Source organism: Mucilaginibacter sp. P5_A6 (genome assembly GCF_056400585.1).
This window is the reverse complement of sequence record NZ_JBFUKZ010000009.1, coordinates 186,013-209,323: the sequence shown is the minus strand read 5'-3', so window position 1 is coordinate 209,323 and position 23,311 is coordinate 186,013. Positions and strand designations below refer to the sequence as shown.

Annotated in this window: 16 protein-coding genes; 15 read left to right on the top strand and 1 reads right to left on the bottom strand. The window is 44.2% G+C overall.

The genetic code is table 11. The features are described from left to right. The 14 genes from AC1DO4_RS12670 to AC1DO4_RS12605 all read left to right on the top strand — a co-directional run bounded on the left by AC1DO4_RS12670 (position 1) and on the right by AC1DO4_RS12605 (position 21,229). Positions 1-1,521: a RagB/SusD family nutrient uptake outer membrane protein gene (locus AC1DO4_RS12670; RefSeq protein WP_477416277.1), complete on the top strand. Its 1,521-nt coding sequence runs from the start codon at positions 1-3 to the stop codon at positions 1,519-1,521. A 98-nt stretch (positions 1,522-1,619) separates the two neighbouring features. Beyond that, a complete protein-coding gene (locus tag AC1DO4_RS12665; RefSeq protein ID WP_477416275.1) occupies positions 1,620-3,029 on the top strand; it encodes a glycoside hydrolase family 28 protein in 1,410 nt (469 codons plus the stop codon). Next, positions 3,016-5,946, top strand: coding sequence for an exo-beta-1,4-galactosidase (locus AC1DO4_RS12660; protein WP_477416273.1), 2,931 nt, complete (start codon positions 3,016-3,018; stop codon positions 5,944-5,946). The genes AC1DO4_RS12665 and AC1DO4_RS12660 overlap by 14 nt, the downstream gene beginning before the upstream one ends. A 9-nt stretch (positions 5,947-5,955) precedes the next feature. Then, positions 5,956-6,726: a rhamnogalacturonan acetylesterase gene (locus AC1DO4_RS12655; RefSeq protein ID WP_477416271.1), complete on the top strand. Its 771-nt coding sequence runs from the start codon at positions 5,956-5,958 to the stop codon at positions 6,724-6,726. 13 nt (positions 6,727-6,739) lie between these two features. Further along, a complete protein-coding gene (locus AC1DO4_RS12650; RefSeq protein WP_477416269.1) occupies positions 6,740-7,546 on the top strand; it encodes a rhamnogalacturonan acetylesterase in 807 nt (268 codons plus the stop codon). 31 nt (positions 7,547-7,577) lie between these two features. Beyond that, positions 7,578-8,648, top strand: a complete 1,071-nt coding sequence (locus tag AC1DO4_RS12645) for a glycoside hydrolase family protein (protein ID WP_477416267.1) — start codon at positions 7,578-7,580, stop codon at positions 8,646-8,648. Positions 8,649-8,658: 10 nt separating this feature from the next. Continuing rightward, entirely contained in the window at positions 8,659-10,800 is a 2,142-nt protein-coding gene (locus AC1DO4_RS12640) for a hypothetical protein (protein WP_477416265.1), read from the top strand. A gap of 59 nt (positions 10,801-10,859) precedes the next feature. Then, positions 10,860-12,005: a glycoside hydrolase family 88/105 protein gene (locus tag AC1DO4_RS12635; RefSeq protein WP_477416263.1), complete on the top strand. Its 1,146-nt coding sequence runs from the start codon at positions 10,860-10,862 to the stop codon at positions 12,003-12,005. Beyond that, on the top strand, positions 12,005-14,467 hold the full coding sequence (locus tag AC1DO4_RS12630) for a glycoside hydrolase family 31 protein (RefSeq protein WP_477416261.1): 2,463 nt from the start codon (positions 12,005-12,007) through the stop codon (positions 14,465-14,467). The genes AC1DO4_RS12635 and AC1DO4_RS12630 overlap by 1 nt, the downstream gene beginning before the upstream one ends. Before the next feature lie 36 nt (positions 14,468-14,503). After that, on the top strand, positions 14,504-15,436 hold the full coding sequence (locus AC1DO4_RS12625) for a glycoside hydrolase family 43 protein (RefSeq protein WP_477416259.1): 933 nt from the start codon (positions 14,504-14,506) through the stop codon (positions 15,434-15,436). A gap of 388 nt (positions 15,437-15,824) precedes the next feature. Then, on the top strand, positions 15,825-17,432 hold the full coding sequence (locus AC1DO4_RS12620; RefSeq protein WP_477416257.1) for an arylsulfatase: 1,608 nt from the start codon (positions 15,825-15,827) through the stop codon (positions 17,430-17,432). 609 nt (positions 17,433-18,041) lie between these two features. After that, a complete protein-coding gene (locus AC1DO4_RS12615; protein ID WP_477416255.1) occupies positions 18,042-18,311 on the top strand; it encodes a hypothetical protein in 270 nt (89 codons plus the stop codon). A gap of 67 nt (positions 18,312-18,378) precedes the next feature. After that, complete coding sequence (locus AC1DO4_RS12610; protein ID WP_477416253.1) at positions 18,379-20,004, top strand: arylsulfatase; 1,626 nt, start codon at positions 18,379-18,381, stop codon at positions 20,002-20,004. Between the two features lie 46 nt (positions 20,005-20,050). After that, positions 20,051-21,229: a formylglycine-generating enzyme family protein gene (locus AC1DO4_RS12605; protein WP_477416251.1), complete on the top strand. Its 1,179-nt coding sequence runs from the start codon at positions 20,051-20,053 to the stop codon at positions 21,227-21,229. Positions 21,230-21,268: 39 nt separating this feature from the next. Here the strand turns inward: AC1DO4_RS12605 and AC1DO4_RS12600 are convergent, their stop codons facing one another. Then, positions 21,269-21,859, bottom strand: a complete 591-nt coding sequence (locus AC1DO4_RS12600; protein WP_477416249.1) for an RNA polymerase sigma-70 factor — start codon at positions 21,857-21,859, stop codon at positions 21,269-21,271. Between the two features lie 182 nt (positions 21,860-22,041). Between AC1DO4_RS12600 and AC1DO4_RS12595 the strand changes: the two genes are divergently transcribed. Then, a complete protein-coding gene (locus AC1DO4_RS12595; RefSeq protein ID WP_477416247.1) occupies positions 22,042-23,202 on the top strand; it encodes a FecR family protein in 1,161 nt (386 codons plus the stop codon). Positions 23,203-23,311 lie beyond the last annotated feature (109 nt).

Below are 23,311 nucleotides of genomic sequence, written 5' to 3'. Positions count from 1 at the left end.
ATGAAAAAGATATTTTTTCTATCAACCATATCGGCTGTTTTTATGATGGCTTCCTGTAATAAGGAATTAAACCAGGTACCAATATCCAATTCAACAACAGCAACTTTTTACAAGTCGCCAAGTGATTTCGTACAAGCTACAAACGCAATTTATGCCGATTTGCATAACTATCCCGTAAGGCTGGCTAACCTGTCCGAAATACGTTCAGACAATATTTACGGTGTTTCGGTTACCGTACGCGACTGGGATCCGGTGAATGATTTTTCACCATCATTGGCAGCAAACGCCTATGTTACCGAAGCATGGGGTACCGATTTTAATGGCATCTTCAGAGCTAATACCCTGCTTGACCAGGTTGCCAAAAATGGCAGTTATATAGGTTCAGCGTCATTGGCTACGAGGTTACAAGCCGAAGCTAAGTTTTTACGTGCGTTTTATTATTTTGACCTGGTTAGGTATTTTGGTAAACTTCCTATTATTGATCGTCCGGTTATTGCACCCGAAGCCAACGTTATAAACCGCAGCCCGGTAGTCGATGTTTATAAACTCATTATTGCCGATCTGCAATCGGCCATTGCCAATTTACCAGCAACCTATACCGGGGTTGATGTTGGCCGTGCTACCAAATATGCCGCAGAAGCTGTACTGGCCCAGGTTTACATGGCTAAATCTGCACCAAGCTATGGCATAGAGGGGCCGGGGACAGGATCAAATGAATGGGACCTGGCCTTGCCATTGTTGCAGGATATCATCAGCAGCGGTCAGTTTACTTTCAATACAGACTATACCAATGTGTTTTCATATAGCAATCAAAGTCCTGTTACCAATAAGGAAGCCGTCTTTGATGTTATGTACACCACTGGTATAAGCGGTACCAGCGATCTTTATGGCGCTTCATTTCCGTGGGTACTTGCTCCAAATACCTATTTTTCGTCGATTAAGGATGCCAAATCAAACGGAAGCCTGGAGATAATTCCAGTATCAAACGACTTGGTGAACAGCTACGATGCTGCTGATGTACGTAAGGGATTTAACTTATATACTGCAGGCTACACTAATGCCGGTACCACTGAAAATCGTCCATTCTTTAAAAAATGGCTTGATATCACCAAAATTCCGGCTGCCAGCCGTTTCGACTGGGGAATTAACTTTATTGCTATCAGGTACACGGATATTTTAATGCTAAAGGCCGAGTGTATACTACATGGCGCCGCGGGTTCGCAAGGCGATGTTGATGCTATTGTTAACCAGGTGAGGGCAAGGGCCGGGCTGCCATCAATAGCTGGTGTAACGCTTCCTCAATTATTTGATGAGCGCCGCAGGGAGTTTGCTGACGAAGGTTCGCGCTGGTTCGACCTTCAAAGAAGCGGCGACCTGTTAACTATCATGAACGCCTGGATTGCTAAGGAAGATGCACAGAAAAGCATAAAACCGGTTGTAGCAAATTATGTGATCTACCCGGTACCGCAAACACAATTAGATGCGGCTCCGGGATTGTATGCACAAAACCCGGGCTATTGATAAGGAAGAGTGAAGAAAGAATTGTCCTGGACATCATAAAAAGACTGGCTTATCCTCCGGCATTTCGGTGGGTAAGCCATTAAAAGAACAATTTACCTATGAAACTACTGCACTATTCTGTTTTACTATTATTTATGACCGCAAATGCCGTAAACGCGCAAACTAACCTGGATTGGGCAAAAAAGGTAGGGGCCAAACATTATCCGGGGAAAACAACAGTATGGTACGTGAATAATAACGGTGCGTTTAATGATGGCAAAACATTAAACACCACTGCCATACAAAAAACCATAAATCAGTGTTCGGCAAAAGGCGGTGGTATAGTTTCGTTTAAGCCGGGTAAATATTTAACGGGATCTATATTTATTAAGAAAAACGTTTGCCTCAATATTGATGCTGGTGTGGAATTGCTGGGCAGCCAGGACCTGAAAGATTATCCCGAAATTGATACCCGTGTTGCCGGTATCGAAATGAAATGGCCCGCCGCTTTGATCAATATCATCGGGCAAAGTAATGCGGCTATTAGCGGCAAGGGTTTGGTGAATGCGCAGGGCAAACCATTAAGGGATATTTACCGAAAAATGCGCGCGGAGTATGATCCCAAAGGCCTGCGCTGGATTGTTGATTATGATGCTAAACGCCCCCGTACATTGCTGGTTGCCAACGCTACAGATATTACCATTAAGGATATTACCCTGCAGCAGGCGGGTTTCTGGACTGTTCAGTTGCTGTATTCCACACGGGTTACGGTTGATGGAATAACGATCCGTAACAACGTTGATGGTCACGGGCCATCAACTGATGGGATTGATATAGATTCATCAAGCTGGATCCTGGTACAAAACTGCGATATTGATTGCAATGATGATGATTTTTGCCTTAAGGCCGGCCGCGATTGGGATGGTTTAAGGGTGAACCGGCCTACCGAGTATGTGGTGATCCGCAAATGTATTTCAAGGGCTGGTGCAGGCTTGCTCACCTGCGGCAGCGAAACATCAGGCGGCATCAGGCATGTGCTGGCTACCGAACTTACCGGCAACGGCACCAGCAATGGACTCAATATTAAATCGGCCATTACCAGGGGCGGTACGGTGGAGGATATCCATTTCACCAATATCACCATGAATGGTGTAGGCACGGCTTTCCAGATCACCATGAACTGGAACCCCAGCTACAGTTACTCCAAATTGCCCAATGGTTATAATATAGATAGTATACCTGAGCATTGGAAAAAAATACTGCACCAGGTAGAACCGGCCGAAAAGGGGATGCCGCATTTTAAAGATATCTATATTTCCAATGTTAAAGTGACGGGTGCCAAAAAAGCCATTAACGCCATCGGCCTGGAGGAGTCGGCCATGCAGCATTTTCATTTCAATAATGTCAATATTGACGCAGCTACCGCCGGTGATGTAAAGTTTGCACAGGGGTGGGAATGGAAAAAATCTCAGATCATTACTAAAGATGGTACAAAACTCGATTTAATTGATATAAATGCAGATAAATAATAAATATAAAGGCATAAAATACCTCCTGATCTGCATAACCGCGATCCTGGGTGTACTCTTTTGTGCCTGGTCTGTCCCTGATGCAAAAAAGATGGGCAATATTATTTCACTGGCTGGCCGGTGGCAGTTCCGGATAGATTCTGCCGGTAAGGGTATTGAAGAAAAATGGTTTCTAAAACCCCTTACCGATACCATTCACCTGCCTGGTTCTATGACAGGGAATTTAAAAGGCGACGATATCACCCTAAAAACAAAATGGACAGGCAGTATTTATGACAGCTCATGGTTTTATAATCCGCACATGACCAAATACCGGCAGCCGGGTAATTTGAAGATACCCTTCTGGCTTACACCGCCTAAGCATTATACGGGGGCAGCATGGTATAAAAAGGAAGTAGATATTCCATCAGGCTGGAAAAACAAACGCATAGTGCTTTTCCTGGAAAGAGTCCATACAGAAACCCGCCTTTGGGTAGATAGTGTGGAGATTGGCCTGCAAAACAGCCTGGTAGCCCCGCACCAGTTTGATCTGGGCAGCAAAATATCGCCGGGAAAGCATAGCATAACACTTTGTATTGATAACCGGGTAAAAGCCATTAATGTTGGTCCGGATTCCCATAGCATCACCGATCATACACAAGGCAACTGGAATGGTGTAATTGGTAAAATGGAACTCCTTGCCGGGGCAACCACCTGGTTAGAAGACGTACAGGTTTACCCCGATCTGAAACAAAAAATAGCGCATATTAAAATATTGGTTAAAAGTGAAGGTAGTGAAACTACAGGCAGGATCACCCTATCGGCCAAAGCATTTAATACCGCGCATTCGCAGCTTATACCGGCTGTAAGTAAGTCTGTTACCATCAAGGATAGTACAAGTGAAATAACTATTGATTTGCCAATGGGCACCAAAATGCAAATCTGGGATGAATTTAGCCCTGCTTTGTATCAGCTTACAGCTACATTAACTACCGGTAAAGGCGACACAGATACCAAACAGATTGCCTTTGGTATGCGTGAATTTAAGGCTGATGCAAAAACTTTTACTATTAATGGAAAGCCTGTTTTTTTACGCGGCACGGTGAACAACTGCGAATTTCCGTTAACCGGCTATCCACCTACAACCGAAGTTGAATGGGACCGGATATTTAAAATATGCAGGGCATATGGCTTAAATCATATGCGTTTTCACTCCTGGTGCCCACCCGAAGCGGCCTTTGCGGCAGCAGATAAAGCAGGGTTTTATTTACATGTGGAAGGGCCATCATGGGCTAATCACGGCAGCGGCCTGGGGCTGGGCCGTCCCATTGATCAGTATATTTATGATGAAACAAACCGTATAGCCAAATGGTATGGTAACCACCCATCGTTTTGTATGATGGCCTATGGCAACGAGCCCAGCGGCAAACAAGTAGAATACCTGACTAAGTTTGTTGACTATTGGAAAGCCAAAGATACCCGCAGGCTTTATACCGGGGCGGCTGTAGGCGGTAGCTGGCCGGTAATACCCAACAACGAGTATATGGCCCGTGCCGGCGCACGGGGACTGGCATGGAGCCAGCGGCCCGAAAGTTATTCGGACTACAGCAAACAGATTGCACAGTTTAATGTACCTTTTGTAGCCCATGAAATGGGGCAGTACTGCGCGTTTCCTGATTTTAAAGAGATTAAAAAATATACCGGCATTTATAAAGCCAAAAATTTTGAACTTTTTGAGGAAGATCTGAAAGACCACGGTATGGCCGATGAAGCAGAAAAATTCCTGATCGCCTCGGGTAAATTGCAGGCTCTATGCTACAAACATGAAATTGAAAAGGCTATGCGCACACCTGGTTACTCGGGCTTTCAATTACTGTCTTTGAATGATTATCCGGGGCAGGGTACCGCCCTGGTTGGCGTGCTTAATGCCTTTTGGGATAATAAAGGCTATATCACGGCTAAGCAGTTTGCCCGTTTTTGCAATGCCACTGTGCCGCTTATCCGCACCGAAAAATTTGTATACCATAATAATGAAACCTTAAAGGCGTCAGTTGAGCTGTTTAATTACAGCAAGCCAATAACTGCCGCATTGAACTGGAAGCTAACCGATGCACAACATACGGTGATTAGCCAGGGTGTGCTTAATAAAAAGAGTTATGTTATGGGCAATTGCCAGCAGTCGGGCGAGATCAATGTACCATTATCAGGGATCAGATCGCCGGAAAAACTGAACCTGGAGGTATCTGTACCAAACTCTCCCTATATAAACGACTGGGATTTTTGGGTATACCCGGCAACATTACCCGAAATTAAACCAGATGTATATTATACAACATCGCTGGATGATAAAGCTAAAAAGGTACTTAATGATGGGGGCAAGGTGTTTTTGAACGTTGCAGGCAAGGTAGTTAAGGGTAAGGAGATTGTGCAGGCCTTTACACAGGTTTTCTGGAACACCTCCTGGTTTAAAATGCGTCCGCCGCATACGCTTGGATTTGTGTGTGATCCCCGGCATCCCATATTTAATGATTTTCCAACGGCATCATATAGCGAAATTCAATGGTGGGACGTATTATTAAACGCACAGGTTATGCACCTGGAGGATTTTCCAACTACATTCCGGCCTGTTATACAGCCCATTGACACCTGGTTCATGAACCGCCGCCTGGCTTTCCTGTTTGAAGCAAAGGTGGGTAAAGGAAGCATTATAGTGAGTAGTGCGGATCTGTCGCCGGCAATAGATAAGGAAAGGCCGGCAGCCTGTCAATTGTACTACAGTATCCTCAAATATATGTCGTCGGTGCAGTTTAAGCCTGCCGGGGTTATTGATATAAACACTATCGAAGACGTTCTTAAGTCGGGATCCAAGGAGGTGTTTATTTCTTATACAAACGGCGCGCCCGATGAGTTAAAACCTAAAAATATTAAGAAAAAGTAAAACTATATCATGATAAAACCATTAAAATCCATTTTTATCCTGTTAATTGTAGCTTTCGCGGGCCTGGCGTTTGTTAATCAGCAAAAGCCAACACTGTACCTCATCGGAGATTCCACAACCCACAACAGCGATAAGGAAACATGGGGTTGGGGCAGTATCATTCCAAACTATTTTAACCTGTCGAAGATCAATATCGAGAATCATGCAATGGCCGGCCGCAGCACGCGTACTTTTATAAAAGAAGGCAGGTGGAACAAAGTAGATTCCCTGTTAAAGCCCGGCGATTATGTGATGATGGTATTTGGCCATAATGAAGGCAGCCAACCCGATACTACAAAAAAAGGATACCGCGGTGTATTAAAAGGTACGGGCGAGGAAACAGTAGAGCTTACCTGGCCTAATGGGCTTAAAGAAACCGGACACACCTACGGATGGTATTTTCGCAAATTTATAAGGGAAACCAAAGCTAAAGGCGCTACGCCAATGGTTTTGTCAATGATTCCCCGCAATGAGTTTCGCGAGGGTAAAGTGATCCGTGCTGATAATGATTATGGTAAATGGGCGCGGGAAGTAGCGCAGCAGGAAGGGGCGATCTTTATTGACATGAACCGGCTCACCGCTGATAAGTATGACCAATGGGGACCCGATTCGGTAAAGAAATTCTTTCCCGGGGATCATACCCATACCAATAAAGCAGGCGCTACTGTAAATGCTGAATCTGTCGCCGAAGGCATCCGGGCCGATCCGAAGAATCCTTTAAATAAATATCTTAAAAACTAATTGGTAAGCTGTTATGAAAAATTTTATGCGTAAAAATGCAGGTTTAAGCTTATTGCTGATAGTGGTGATCATGCTATCGTCTTTTATGCTGATGAAACCTGCTGATAAACCAACATTTTACCTCATTGGCGATTCAACCGTAAAAAATGGTAAGGGTAAGGGTGATGGTGGTTTGTGGGGATGGGGCAACTATATAGCCCCTTATTTTGATACAACCCGGATCTCAGTTGAAAACGATGCCCTGGGCGGAACCAGCAGCCGTACATTTCAAACGCTGGGGTTATGGGATAAGGTACTGACAAAAGTAAAACCCGGCGACTTTGTAATTATGCAATTTGGCCATAACGATGCCGGGGCATTGGATGATACCGCCCGCGCGCGCGGAACCATTAAGGGTATTGGCAACGAGCAGCAGGAAATATACAACCCGATAAGGAAAATACAGGAAGTGGTACATACCTACGGCTGGTACATCCGTAAATATATTGCGGATATAAAGGCCAAGGGCGGAACGCCCATTATTTGTTCGCCAATACCGCGCAATGTTTGGAAGGATGGTAAATCTGCCGGCCGCAACAACCAGAACAGTTACGGGCAATGGGCCAGGGAGTTAGGCGAGGAAACCGGTACTTATTTCGTCGATCTGAATAAAATGATAGCGGATGATTATGATGCGGAGGGTGAGGCAAAAGTAAAATCGGCCTATTTTGGTACGGATGCTACCCACACGCTTGAGCCGGGCGCGCAGTTAAATGCAAAATTTGTGATCCAGGGGATCAGGTCATTCAATAAACTGGCCTTGAATAAATATTTAAAGTAATGGCAAGGGTTCAGCAAGGGAAATTTAAACCATGAAAAGAAGAGACTTTATTGAGCACTTAGGTTTGGCTTCGGCAATGGCATTACTGCCTGGCCTGGCATTTGGCGCACCGGAAGGCCATGTTTCTTCTTTTGCCAAAAAACTGAAACCGGTTGGTCGTGCGTTGGAAATGGAAGGCTACTACGTTTGGTGCAATAGTCCCATTGAAGGGCCGGACGGCAGAATTCATGTGTTTTTTTCCCGGTGGGTGGCAACAAAAAAAATGGGTGGATGGATTAATGGTTCCGAAATATGCCATGCTGTGGCCGATACCCCCGAAAGCGAATTTAAGTTTACGGGAACCATCCTTGCCCCACGCGGGCCTGGCTATTGGGATGCAACCACCTGCCATAATCCGTCGATCAAAATAGTGGATGGCAAATATTGCCTGTTTTTTATGGGTAATTCCAACGGCAAAACCAATACCAAGCGTATCGGGCTGGCAACTGCCGATTCGCCCGATGGCCCATGGACACGCCCGGACGAACCTTTATTATTGCCAGGAGCGATCGGAGCATGGGATGATCATTGTACCACCAACCCGGCATTCATCAAACATCCCAACGGGCAATACTGGTTATTCTATAAATCGTGGAACACCAAAGAATATGAAACCTCAACCGATCCGCTGGTAAAGGGAAACCGCAAATATGGCCTGGCAATTTCCGATAAGCTGGAAGGGCCTTATGTAAAGTATGAGGCAAACCCGGTAATAGATTTTTCGGCACGCGGCAATAATGCCCAACTGGAAGATGCCTTTGTTTGGCTGGATAAGGGCCGCTTTAAAATGCTGGCCCGGGATATGGGCGTGTTTAACCACCAGTATGGTTTGTACATGGAGTCGAAAAACGGCAAGAAGTGGAACGAACCTGAAATAGGCTATTTTAATGCTGAATATTATCATATCAACCAGCCGGCCCCTCCAAAATATTTAAACAAATATGGTCGCTTTGAAAGGCCGCAGCTATTGTTTCAAAACGGTAAACCTACATACATGTTCACCACATCGCAAGGGGGTAAATACATGACGGCTTCGCCTTTTATATTTAAAATAGAATCATAATAACCGGAAGATGAAGAAACTACTGCCTGTATATTTTGCAATTTTTACCTGTGCCTGGCCGGTTATTATAAAGGCGCAAATCCCGATAAACCGCAAGGCATTGGTGCAAAGGCATAATGTGATCAATAAGGGTACAGATACCTTATCATCCCTGTCGGTTGGTAATGGTCGTTTTGCTTTTACGGTTGATGCTACCGGCCTGCAAACTTTTCCCGAACATTATGATAAAGGCATTCCGCTGGGTACACAATCAGAGTGGGGCTGGCACAGCTTCAAAGATACCATGGGTTATAAGTTTGATGAAACATTTAAAACCTATACACTCAACGGCCGTAAGGTTACCTACGCGGTGCAATGGAACCAGCCTGGGCGTAATAGAGATGCAGCCAACTGGTTCCGCGAAAATGTGCACCGTTTACAACTGGGCAATCTTGGATTTATACTATTGCATAAGAATGGAACCGAGGGAAATATCAGTGAGATTCAAAATATTCGCCAGGAACTCGATCTTTGGACGGGCGCCATCAACAGTTATTTTACTTTTGACGGCGAAGCTGTAAGTGTACAAACCTATGCCCACCAGGCGCAGGATTTGGTGTCAGTAAAAGTGCAATCTAAATTATTGAGCCAGGGCAGGTTAAAAGTAAGGCTGCGTTTTCCGTTTCCTACCAATCAATTTACTGATTATGGCGATAACTGGAAAAATCCTGAGAAACATTCTTCGGCTATCATTTCATCCGGTCGGCAGCAGGCTACAATTATTCATCGTTTAGATACTAACCAATATTTTGTGCGCCTGGATTGGCAAGGTTCTGCAGCCATTAAAAATACCGCCGCTCATCAGTTTGTGTTATCCCCGCAGGGCAAAACAGATCTGTTAACGTTTACCTGTTTGTTTACCCCACGCAAAACTGCCGCGGTTTTACCAGGCTTTGCTCAAACGCAGGCAAACAGCATACAGCAATGGAGGGCTTTTTGGCAAAGCGGCGGCGCGGTTGATTTTAGCGGCAGTACAGACCCGCGGGCCAATGAACTGGAACGGCGGGTGGTGCTATCCCAATATCTTACCAAAATACAATGTACCGGCCATCAACCGCCGCAGGAAACCGGGCTCACCTATAACAGCTGGTATGGTAAACCCCACCTGGAAATGCACTGGTGGCATGGTATTCACTTTGCACTTTGGGGAAGGGAGCAACTGCTGGAAAACAGCATGACCTGGTACCATCATGTTAAAGCCAATGCCCGGGCCATAGCTAAAAGGCAAGGCTACGATGGCGTTCGCTGGCAAAAAATGACCGACCCTGATGGTAATGAAAGTCCGTCATCGGTAGGAGCCTTCCTGATCTGGCAGCAGCCGCATTTTATTTATTTTGCCGAGTTGGATTACCGCGCACATCCCAATAAACAGACCCTGAATAAATACAAAGACCTGGTATTAGCCGATGCCGATTTTATGGCCTCGTTCCCAACTTACGATAAAGAGCACGATCGTTATAATTTAGGCAAGGGCATTATCCTGGCACAGGAACGCTATAAACCCGAAGAAACGTTTAACCCAACTTATGAGTTGCAATACTGGCGCTGGGCGCTTACAACCGCCCAGGAATGGCGTGCGCGTTTGGGTATGCAACCCGATAAAAAATATGCGCTCATCCTGAAAAAACTGGCGGAGCTACCCCAAAAGAATGGCGTTTACCTTGCCGCGGAAAGCTCGCCCGATGCTTATACCAATCCAAAGTTGAAAACAGATCATCCGGCGGTATTGGCAGCCTATGGTATGCTGCCTTACAATAATAAGCTGGATACCCTGGTTATGAAGAAAACTTTTGACCTGGTATGGAATGTATGGGACTGGAAAGATACCTGGGGCTGGGATTTCCCGATGACAGCCATGACCGCTGCCCGCTTAAATATGCCCGAAAAAGCCATTGAGGCTTTATTTATGCCCATAAAAACCAATACCTACCTGCCCAACGGCCATAATTACCAGGATGGTCGCTTACGCCTCTACCTGCCGGGCAATGGCGGATTGCTGGCTGCTGTAGCCATGATGTGTGCCGGCTGGGATGGTTCAACCGTTGCTAATCCAGGTTTTCCAAAAGACGGAAAATGGAAAGTAAGATGGGAAGGACTTAAAAAGATGCCTTAAAAAAGCCGGAGATAATAACCTGTGAATTAACTAAATAGAAATACATCAAAACCTACAATATGAATAAACTATTTGCAAAACTGAAAATGATACTGTGCGCGGGTGCAATCATGATTACGGCGGGCGCTGTACACGCCCAGCTGCCATCAAAAAGTAAAGTATTGGCCGATATGACTTTGGCTAACAACTATTTTATGCAAAAATGGCCGGATGCAGGCGCCCCTGTTACCGTAAAAGGTAATACGAGAACCAGTAACCTGTGGACGAGAGCGGTTTATTACGAAGGCTTGATGGGGATGTACAAAATTGATCCGCAAAAAAAATATTATGATTACGCGGTTGATTGGGGCGAAAAACACCAATGGGGGCCACGCGGTGCCGTTGACACCCGGAACGCCGATAACCAATGCTGCGGACAGACATATATAGACCTGTACCTGATAGATAAAAAGCCGGAACGTATAGAGAAAATAAAGCAAAGCATTGACCTGATGGTCAATAGCGAAAAACAGGACGACTGGAGCTGGGTTGATGCGTTGCAAATGGCTATGCCGGTATATGCCAGACTTGGCGAGGTTTACAAGGACGATAAGTATTATGAAAAGATGTTCGCCATTTATAACTATACCAAAACCGTTCATGGCGGCAAAGGCTTGTACAACACCGCCGATCATCTTTGGTGGCGGGATAAGGATTTTGTAACTCCTTACAAAGAGCCTAACGGGGCCGATTGTTACTGGTCGCGCGGTAATGGCTGGGTGTTAGCAGCCTTGTTGCGGGTTTTGGAGGTAATGCCAAAAAAAGCACCGCATCGTGATGAATATTTAAATGTTTATAAAGAAATGATTGAAGCTTTGGTACCGCTGCAACGTGCGGATGGCTACTGGAACGTGAGCTTAAAAGATTCCACCAATTTTGGAGGCAAGGAACTAACAGGTACCGCGCTGTTTGCTTATGGTATGGCCTGGGGCATCAACCATGGCATCCTCAAAAAGAAAACCTATTTACCTATAGTTACCAAAGCCTGGAATGCCATGTCGGCCGGGAGTTTACATACAGATGGTATGCTGGGTTTTGTGCAGGGAACCGGCAAGCAACCTCAAGACGGGCAGCCGGTAACTTATAACAGTGTGCCCGATTTTGAAGATTATGGTTTAGGTTGTTTCCTGCTGGCAGGCAGCGAAGTTTATAAATTGAGTAAATAATGAGGAAGGTTACGCTGTTTCTTGCGCTTGTTTTAATGTTTACCGTAAATGCATTTGCGCAAACGGGTATTGGCAGTAATAAGTCGGGATATAAAAAACAAGGCAATACGCTATATTTTAAAAATGTTAACGGCGATGTTCAAATTGAGTTTTGTTCGCCCTCCATGTTCCGGGTAAGGGCAAGCTGGAGCCGTAATTTTTTGGCCGATGAGCATTTAATGCAGGAAAACTATAACTGGCCCGCGGTAAATTATAAGGTAACCGATTCAAAATCTGCTTACGTTATTCAAACATCAGCATTAATTATTACGGTTATTAAATCCCCATTCATCATCAATATATCTGATACCAAGGGCGTGATGTTATCATCTGAATATGTACCGAAAAATGGTGGTCTGCATCACATGGGCGATACGGTGATGTGTACCAAACAATTGATGCCCAATGAACACTTTTTTGGTTTTGGTGAGCGTATGGATTTTGTAGATCAGCGTAACAAACTGGTAAAATTAAATGTGGGCCGGGGCAAAAACAAAGATAATTTGCTGGGCGCTTATAACGTCAACGAAGCTAACTATTGCCCGGTGCCGTTTTTTATGAGCACCCGGGGATATGGCATTTATCTGCATAATTCATCGGCCACAGCATGGGACATGGGTAGCAAAAGCGATGATGAATACAGCTTTAAAGCCAATGATGGTGAGCTGGATTATTATTTTATTTATGGCCCAACTTTTCCGGTCATATTAAACAGCTATCTGTCAATAACCGGCAAATCGCCTTTATTGCCGCGCTTTGCCTTCGGGTTGCACATGGGTACTTATAGCGGCGGTACCTGGGGGCATGAAGAACTTACATCTGATAAATATGTGATTGAGCTTGCACGCAAGATGCGCGAAATGGGGATCCCGGTTGATATTTTGTTCCTGGATTCTACCTGGCGGTTGTTTGGTAAAAACGGGGGCAAGGGTGCTACAACCTTTGAATGGCGCGAAACATTTAAAAACCCCAAAGCCATGTTCGATAGCCTGTATGCCATGAACTTTAAAATGGTGGGCTTGCACATTCGCCCGCGGTTTGATAATGCCAAAAATCTGAATCTGCTTGACCAGGCAAAGGCCAAAGGTTTTACCTACCCCGAAAACGGCAAACCGGGCGAGTTTGTGAACTTTTTTGATCAGCAGGCTACCAACTGGTGGTGGGATAACGGGGTAATGAAAGTGGCTTCCATAGGCGCAAAATTCCTGAAAACCGATGAAGGCAGCGCCTTTGGTTCATTAGCAAATGAAAGTGAAAAGGTTGGGCCTACAGGTAAAGAGGTTGCGCAACTACATAATGTTTTCCCCATAGCTTATGCCAAAGCTCCTTATTTAAAGTTCCAGGAATATAATGGCATTCGCGGCCTGAACCAAACCCGGGAGGGCTACTCGGGCATACAGCGTTATCCATACATTTTTGCCGGCGACTGGCCCAGCGAATGGCAGTATTTTGCACCGGTTATTAAAGCAGGGTTAAATACTGGCCTGTCGGGCGTAGGGTATTGGGCGCATTGTATGGGCGGTTTTGAACATCCTGCCGATCCGGAGTTGTATATGCGTTGGGTGCAGTTTGGTATGTTTAGCCCGGTTGCCATGGTATTTGGCATGGACCACCCGGGATATAAAGAACCATGGAATTATGGCACAGAAGCATTGGCCAACTTTAAAAAATACGACGACCTGCGTTACCGGCTGATCCCTTATATTTATAGCAACGCCTATAAACAATACCAAACAGGCATACCGCTGATGCGTGCCCTGGTACTGGAATACCAGGATGATCCGAATACGTATAACATAGCCGATCAATATTTATTTGGTGATAACATGATGGTTTGCCCCGTAACTGTAAAAGGAGCCCAAACCCGTACGGTGTATTTACCAGCCGGTGTTTGGTTTAACTATTGGACGGGTAAAAAGTATGACGGAAAACAATATATTCATATATTAACACCCCATGACCAGTTGCCGCTTTTTGTAAAAGCAGGCAGTATTATCCCTATGCAACCGGCTATGAAATATATGGATGAAAAACCGGTGGATGTGATTACGCTGGATATTTTCCCGTACCAGGCATCTGAATTTAAACTGTATGAGGATGATGGCATTAGCCTGAAATATCGGCAAGGCGAAAAAGCGATTACCCAAATTACCGTAGCAAATGTTACCGGGGGCTGGGCGTTACGTATTAAAAAGCCTGCCGGCAGTTACAACCCGACACCACATGGTTACCTGGCTAAAATACATTGGAGTGGCGATAAGGAGCCATCCATGGTAGCTGAAAATAAGGAGGCTGTAAAAATTGTGAGCAGTGCCGACGCATTAAACAATGCTGCCGGATGGTATTATGATAAAACAAATCATTTACTTTGGGTTAAAACTGCGCGCAACAATCGCGAAGATATTTCCATTGATATAAAATAATAAGAAATGAACAAGATTGCCGGTAAACATTGCCCTATGAAAAAACTAATATTCCTGTTATTGTTGTTATCCGCATGGAAAACAGATGCCCAGGCCCAGGCCAAAGAAGTATATATGTTCTCCTACTTTAGAGATAACGGGCAGGATGGTTTACACCTGGCTTATAGTAATGATGGGTTGCAATGGACGGCCTTAAAAGGCGACAGTTCTTTTTTAACGCCGATGGTTTCAAATGACAAGCTGATGCGTGATCCATGTATCATCCGCGGAGCTGATGGTTTGTTCCACATGGTTTGGACGGATAGCTGGACAGATAAAGGTATAGGTTACGCCAGCTCGCCCGATCTGCTGCATTGGTCGGAGCAGCAGCAATTACCCGTTATGGCACATGAGTCGGGAGCCCGTAACTGCTGGGCGCCCGAAATTACGTATGATGGATCATCAAAATCATACATGATCTATTGGGCCACTACTATTGATGGGCGTTTCCCGCTGGTTGATAGCGTTGCCGAGAGTAAATACAATCACCGGATCTATTACATTACCACTAAAGATTTTAAAACTTACAGTTCAACACGTTTGCTATTTGATCCGGGTTTTAACAGTATCGATGCTACTATAGTTCCTTATGGTAAACGCTTTATGATGGTTTTTAAAGATGAAACCCTGCATCCGGTACAAAAAAATATCAAAATAGCTTATGCCGATAAACTGATGGGACCATACTCAAAACCCGGTGGACCAATAACAGGTAATTATTGGGCAGAAGGACCAACAACGTTGCACATTGGCAATCAATGGATTATTTATTTTGATAAATACCGTGATCATCAATACGGCGCCATCACATCAACCAATCTGAAGCAATGGACGGATATATCCGGTCAGATTAAAATGCCAAAAGGTATCAGGCATGGTACCGTTTTTAAAATTACCGAGGCGGAGTTTGCTAAGTTAACAGGAAAATAAGCTTGCGCTGTTTATCCAATTTTATGGCTCTACGACGGTTTTTATTGGTAAGCTATTTTATATAGTCCGCATAGCGGACGAATTATATTGTAACAACGGGTTTTAACCCGTTGACAATTAAAGCTCCTGTTAAGAGTTCCGTAGGAACGACAAATTTTACGGTTTATATGTGCCGAACCTACGGTTCTTGACATATCATTTCTTTTTTCAACGGGTTAAAACCCGTTGTTACAAAATGATCCGGGCCGCTGGCCCTATTTAAAATAAAGATAAAAGAGGCATGGCCCCTGGGGATTGTTTACACTTTGTAACAATCCATAGGGGAGGCCTTGGGGGTTTAATAAATTCACCCAAACAAAACGTTATAAAACCATTTTATGGCTATCCTATGAAAAAAGTAATCGGTATAATAATTCTGTTTACAGTAATAAGTAATTTTTTATTCGGCCAAAATAAGCCGGCTTCAAAACGGCCAAATATCATTATTATCCTGGCGGATGATATGGGTTATTCTGATATTGGCTGCTTTGGGGCCGAAACTCAAACCCCAAATCTTGATGCCCTGGCAAAAGGCGGATTGCGTATGACCCAGTTTTATAATGCATCGCGCTGCTGCCCAACCCGTGCATCGTTACTTACGGGGCTTTACCAGCACCAGGCAGGTGTTGGCGATATGGTAAATCATCGTGATGTACCTGCTTACCAGGGCTATCTTAATCAAAATTGTGTAACTATTGCCGAGGCCCTTAAAGAAGGAGGTTACAATACCCTGATGGCAGGCAAATGGCATGTGGGTACGGATCCTTCGCGCTGGCCGGTTAAGCGCGGTTTTGATCATTATTTTGGTTTGATTGATGGGGCAAGCAGTTATTTTAATCCAACTATGCCATATCGCCCAAATCAAAAATTAACCATCGCTTTGGATGATAAGGAGTATACACCCGGACCAAATTGGTATTCAACAAATGCCTATGCCGATTATGCCATTAAATTTATTGACGATAATAAACAAACCAACAAACCTTTCTTTTTATACATGGCTTTTACCAGTCCGCATTGGCCAATCCAGGCGCTGCCAGAGGATATTGCCAAATACAAGGGCAGGTATATGAAGGGATGGGATAAGCTTAGGGAGGAGCGGCTTGCACGCCAAAAACAAATGGGCATTGTCGGTAAAGACGAGCAGCTTTCGCCCAGGGATAAAAATGTACCCGAATGGGATAGTTTGACCGTGGAAGAAAAAGAACGTTTTGATGCCAAAATGGCGGTATATGCCGCCATGGTTGATCGTATGGACCAAAACATAGGCCTCATCCGAAAAAAATTGAAGGATTTGGGCGAGGACGAAAATACAGTGATCATGTTTTTATCAGATAACGGGGCCAGTAATGAAAGTATTAAAGGCGCTGGTTTTACACCCGAAGTACTGGCTGCAAACAATAAACCGGCAAGTGACTCCACATCATTTACAGCATACGAAACATTGGGGGCTAATGTGAGCAATACGCCATTCCGTTTATTTAAGCACTGGGAGTACGAAGGCGGAACAGCCACACCTTTTATAGCTTACTATCCGGGTGTAATTCAGCCGGGTTCCATAGTTAGCAAACCGGCGCATATTATTGATCTGATGGCCACATGCCTTGACCTGGCCGGAGCATCGTACCCTAAAGTTTACCACGGCAATACCATAACACCAACCGAAGGCATCAGCCTGGTTCCGGTATTTAAGGGGCAAAAATGGGAAGGGCATAACGGGCTGTTTTTTGAACATGAAGGCAACCGGGCGGTAAGGCAGGGTAATTGGAAACTGGTATCCCAATGGCCGGCCAATAAATGGGAGCTTTATAACATCAGCACTGATCGCTCTGAGTTAAACGATCTGAGCGCCAGGTATCCGCAAAAGATTGCTGAGCTCACTGCGATGTATAATTCCTGGGCTACCAGGGCGGGTGTGGTTGAGTTTGATAAATTAGGAAAATCAAAAGGGGAGTAATTTTTAAGAGGCAGAATGGAACAGGATGCAGGATTTTATAACCACCTATGACGTGTTTGCAAAAAAAGGTCTTTTGTCATGCTGAACGCAGTGAAGCATCTATTATTCGCCATACCTCTTCGCCCTGTACAGTCTGCGAATAGATCCTTCACTCCGTTCAGGATGACAAACCTTAGAATTTCGCGAAATTTTGCTACATGCCGTAGTATCAATTATTGTAATCCACTAACAAAAACGGGCCGCAAAAGGTATTCTTAATCAAAAAAAAATATAATTCCTATAGAATTAGTAGTTTATGAAAATAATTCTATATTTGCCTCCGTAAAATTAAAACAATGAACACTTTTTTAAATCCTGCTCCAGGTTTAAATACATTCTCCCCGGCTACACCAGCACAGCTAAAAAGCTGTCGTTGCTGTTGTTGCTAAAAATCATCTTTTCCTGCAGGTTTTCTATTATTTCCGTTAACGGCTGAAGGACGGGTTATTTATGCTGTCAGCACAAAATAATACAACTATTTATTCCGGTACTTTAAATCATATTAAGATGAAATAACCGTTACGCATTAGCGCAAATTACACCGGCAAGGGAGCCTTGCCGGTGATCTGGATGGCAGATCAGAATGGCGATGTCGATCGTTCTATACTTACTAATGGTCGTTCGGAGGAGGAAACTATTAAATATAATCTCAGCAAAATAGACGATATTGGTACTCCAAAAGGTACCGAGGTAAACTACCCGCTGGGTTGGGCGCAGGCTGCAAATACGCCATTTAAGTACTGGAAACAGGATGCCAATTCAGAAGGCGGCACGCGCAACCCATTGATTGTTTTTTACCCAAAGGGAATAAAGGATAAAGGCGGTATCAGAACGCAATAAAGTCATGTGAACGATCTGCTGCCTACTATCAATGACAGATACGCCATCACCCAAATCAAAAAAATAAATGAAAAAATTAAGTATTGCCTGCGCCGCGCTTTTAATAGCAGGCACCGGTTTACAACAGGTTCGGGCCCAAAGTAAAAAGCCTAATATTATCCTCATTGTAGTTGATGATATGGGCTATTCAGACCTCGGCTCGTATGGCTCCGAGATTCATACGCCCAACCTGGATATACTGGCCTCACAGGGCCTGCGCTTAAAGGAGTTTTACAACAATGCCATCTGCGCGCCAACCAGGGCATCTATTTTAACGGGCCAGGATCAGCATAAGGCGGGTATAGGTTATTTTGATCAAAACCTGGGTTTACCAGCATACCAGGGTTATTTGAATAAGGAGTCGCTAACGTTGGCCGAAGTTTTAAAGCAAAATGGCTACAGTACCTTAATGTCGGGCAAGTGGCATGTAGGTAACGATAGTGCCAGTTGGCCAAACCAGCGGGGTTTTGATCATTTCTTCGGGATTATCGGTGGCGCGGCAAACTATTTTAATACAGGTTATATGCCTTTGGTGGGTAATAAGTATCCTGTGGTCATTGAAGAAGATAACAAGCGCTGGCACAAGCCGGATGACAGTTATTATATGACGGATGAGATAGGCGATCATGCCACCAAATTTTTGGATGACCAAAGTAAAACCAATAAGCCTTTCTTTTTATACTTAACCTTTAACGCGCCTCATTGGCCACTACAGGCATTGCCACAGGATATTGCCAAATACAAGGGCCGGTACAACATCGGGTGGGATTCGTTACGTAAAGAACGCCTGGCCCGCCAGGTACAATTAGGTTTACGTGACCCTAATCAACCTGTGGCATTAAGAGATGCGGAAGTGCCCAATTGGGATAACCTCACCTATGATGAGCAGCAATTATGGAAGGCCAAGATGGAAGTTTACGCCGCCATGGTTGACCGTATGGACCAGAACGTAGGCAAGGTGCTTGATAAACTAAAGCAGCTAAAAAAGGATGATAATACTTTGATCGTGTTCATATCGGATAACGGGGCGCCTGCCGAAGATGTAGCTCATGGTAAAGTACATGCCGCGCGCAATTTGGGGCCTGTAGGCACCGCTGGCTCATTTGAAGCCCAGGGGAAAAACTGGTCGTTTGTTTCCAACTCGCCGCTGCGTTCTTTTAAAGGGGCATTATATGAAGGCGGTATGAGCTCACCATTGATCGCCTGGTTCCCCGGTAAGATAAAAGCCAATACCATTGCAAAGGGAACTGCACACCTGGTAGACCTGGCACCTACATTTTACGATGTGGCGGGCGCTAAATACCCTGCAGCTTTCAATGGAACTAAAACCAATCCATTAATTGGCAAAAGCCTTACGGGGCTGTTTTTTAAGGGCGAGGACCTTAACCGCGATAAACCGCTGTTTTGGGAATTATGGGGCAACAGGGCCATCCGCGAAGGTAAATGGAAACTGGTATCGGTATTCCCGGTAAATCAATGGGAACTGTATGATATAGAAAGCGATCGCGGGGAAACCAACAACCTGGCAGCAAAAAATCCTGATGTTGTCAAAAAGCTTTCATTGGAATACCTGCAATGGGTAAACGCAAACAATGTAGTTTTAGATTTCAATTTAATAAAACCTAAAGCTATACTTGATATTAAAGCGAATTAAGAATATAAGTAAGATATAATATTAAAAACAAAACATTTAGCCGGTGATGAAGGAATTATTTATAAGCAGAAGTAAGCAATTATTTGGCATAGGTTGTGGCATTGCAATGATAGGCGTCGCCTTGTCTTTTTCATCGTGTAAACCCAAACCAGCTGCTGCAGGCATTATAGTAAAACCTGCATTGCCGGCAAAAAAAGCTATTTGCTGTGAATCGAACATCCCGGCTCGTTTTCCATCATTAGCCAACCGCGAGGCAGTGTTATTGGAGAAACCGGGAGCAAGCAAAGGGCATGAGGGTATGGTTTTTATAAAGACTGGTACCTTCCTGATGGGTGCCGATAATAAACAGGCCTCCCCGGATGAATATCCGAAGCATAAGGTAACGGTTAATGGTTTTTGGATTGATGCTACCGAAGTAACCAATGCCGAATTTAGCAGGTTTGTAAAGGCCACGCATTATGTGACCACCGCCGAGAAGAAACCCGATTGGAACGAACTAAAAAAACAATTGCCTCCCGGAACCGAAAAGCCCGACGAGAGCCTTCTGGTGCCCGCATCGCTGGTTTTTAGTGCGCCAACGCATCCTGTTAACCTGAATGATTACAGCCAGTGGTGGACCTGGAAACAAGGCGCCGATTGGAAACACCCGCATGGTCCTGGCAGCAGTATTAAAGGAAAAGAGAATTACCCTGTTGTGCATATTTCCTGGTACGATGCCGTTGCTTATTGTAAATGGGCCGGTAAACGTTTACCCACCGAAGCGGAGTGGGAGTGGGCTGCCCGTGGTGGATTGGAGCGTAACGTTTATCCATGGGGTAACGAGCCTGTTGACCAGGGTAAAGCCAAAGCCAATACCTGGCAGGGCCACTTCCCCGATAAAAATACAGTGAAGGATAAATTTTATGGGTTGGCGCCGGTATCAAGCTTTGCGGCAAATGGTTATGGCTTATATGATATGGCCGGCAATGTATGGGAGTGGTGCGCAGATTTTTATAATAATGATTATTATAAAACTATCAGCCAGCCTGGAGGAATCAAGAATCCAGCGGGACCGGCTAAAAGCTTCGACCCGGATGAGCCTTATGCCATTAAGCGGGTGATCAGGGGCGGCTCATTTCTGTGCAATGACAGTTACTGCTCGGGTTACCGGGTATCACGCCGGATGAAAAGTACAGAGGATAGCGGTATGGAACACCTCGGTTTTCGCTGCGTGGCCGACAAATAATTTAATGATTCCTGGCATTGGAGCAGAGATGCCAGGAAATTACCGTCTTGAAATAATAGCCAAAAGCAAAAATACAAAGGCCGAATCCTTTAAAGACAGCCTTAATAGCTTTAAAGCATTAGTAACCTGGTTTTCAACGGTTCGTTTAGATATGTTTAAATGTGCGGCAATCTCCTCGTTTGATAAATGTTCCAGTCTGCTCATTACAAAAATCTCCTTACAGCGATTTGGAAGGTGGTCGAGATACGCATGGAGTTGTTGAATTAATTCTGTTTGCTCAATATTTTCATCACCCTCATTGGCGCAAACATGATCACGTATATTGTTAAGATCTTCTATATAAGATAGTTGGGATAATTTTGCCGACCTTAAATGATTTAAAACCTTATACCTGATTGAGGCAGTAAGGTACTTTGGGAACGACTCTATTTCTAACTGCTTTCTCTTATTCCACAAATAAATAAAAATATCCTGCACAATCTCTTCACAGGCATCTCTATCCTTTATCTGGGTATAAGCATTCATGAATAATTTTTGCCAGTAACGCTTGAATAATGCATTAAAAGCACGGAAATCATCATTAATGATGGCTTCCCACAACTGTGCATCTGTTAAGTGATTATTCAACATAATAATTGGCTGGTTAAAATTATGTTATTTAATTAAAATAATGCCGGTACAATTTATGCTTTTTTTTAAAATATTAATAACTGATAATGAGTTGCTTATGATTTTTATTTAATTATTACCCCAATTGTATGTGTGTACACCCCTAAAAAAGTGCCTATACACTTAGAACCTAATATGAATTCATGAACCAGCAAGATTACATTGAATTGTATGAGAAATACCTATCCGGTAAATGTACGCCAGAGGAACGAAAACTTTTGGATGATTACCTGGATGAGTTTGATTTGAAAGATATTCCCTGGGACGAAAAAATTGGAAAAAGGGAAGAATTTGAGCAGAAAATATTTAATAAAATAAGCGATCGGGTAGAGAAAAATCCATTTATATTAAGAAAAATTAAAATAAAATGGATGTCTGTAGCTGCTTCCATTTTGTTGGTTGCATTTAGCGCCGGTTTATACGTTGCGAATCGCCACGACAAAAAAATATCGCTTGTTCAGCATAAATCCTTGCCGCTTAAAAATGGTATTTTACCGGGTGGCAACAAAGCCTTACTTACCCTGGCCGACGGATCAGAGATTATCCTGGATAGTGCAAAAAATGGTATCGTAACCAAACAGGGTAATGCCGCCATAAATAAAACAAAAAATGGCGAAGTGGTTTATAATGCCACTCACGCACATAACCCATCTTCAAATTTACCGGTGGTATATAATACGGTAAGCACACCCAGGGGCGGAGAATACCAGGTTGTTTTATCCGATGGGACAAAAGCATGGCTAAATGCCGCATCCTCCTTAAAATTCCCTACGGCGTTCCAGGGTAAAGTACGGAGTGTTGAAATTACAGGTGAGGTATATTTTGAAGTTGCCAGGAATAAAAACATGCCTTTTAAAGTGCTTTCAAACGGTGCCGAAATAGAGGTGCTGGGAACCCATTTTGATGTTATGGCCTACGGAGATGAACCAGAGCTGAAAACCACCCTGCTGGAAGGTTCGGTTAAATTCAGGAAGAATGGCTCGGCAGTATTATTAAAACCCGGGCAACAGGCAATAGCAACAAACAACTCCAAAAACATTATTGTACAACCGGCCAATGTGAAAGAAACCATGGCATGGAGAAATGGCTTTTTTATATTCCAGGATGAAAATATACAAAGTATCATGAGGAAGGTGGCCAGGTGGTATGATGTTGATGTACAATACCAGGGAAATATGGAAGGAAAAGAATTTGGCGGAAAAATTTCACGCTATAATAACATCAGCGACCTGCTAAAAACGCTGGAGCTAACCAGGACTATTCATTTTAAAGTAGAGGGAAGGAGGGTAACTGTTATGCAATAGTTATACCTGCCAAACATTTTTACCAAATAAACCAGGAGCGTTGCTGCGCCCCTGGTTTTGCTTAGCTTTTTACCAAGCTGCCAGGTAACTAAAAACCAATTTCTTGTAT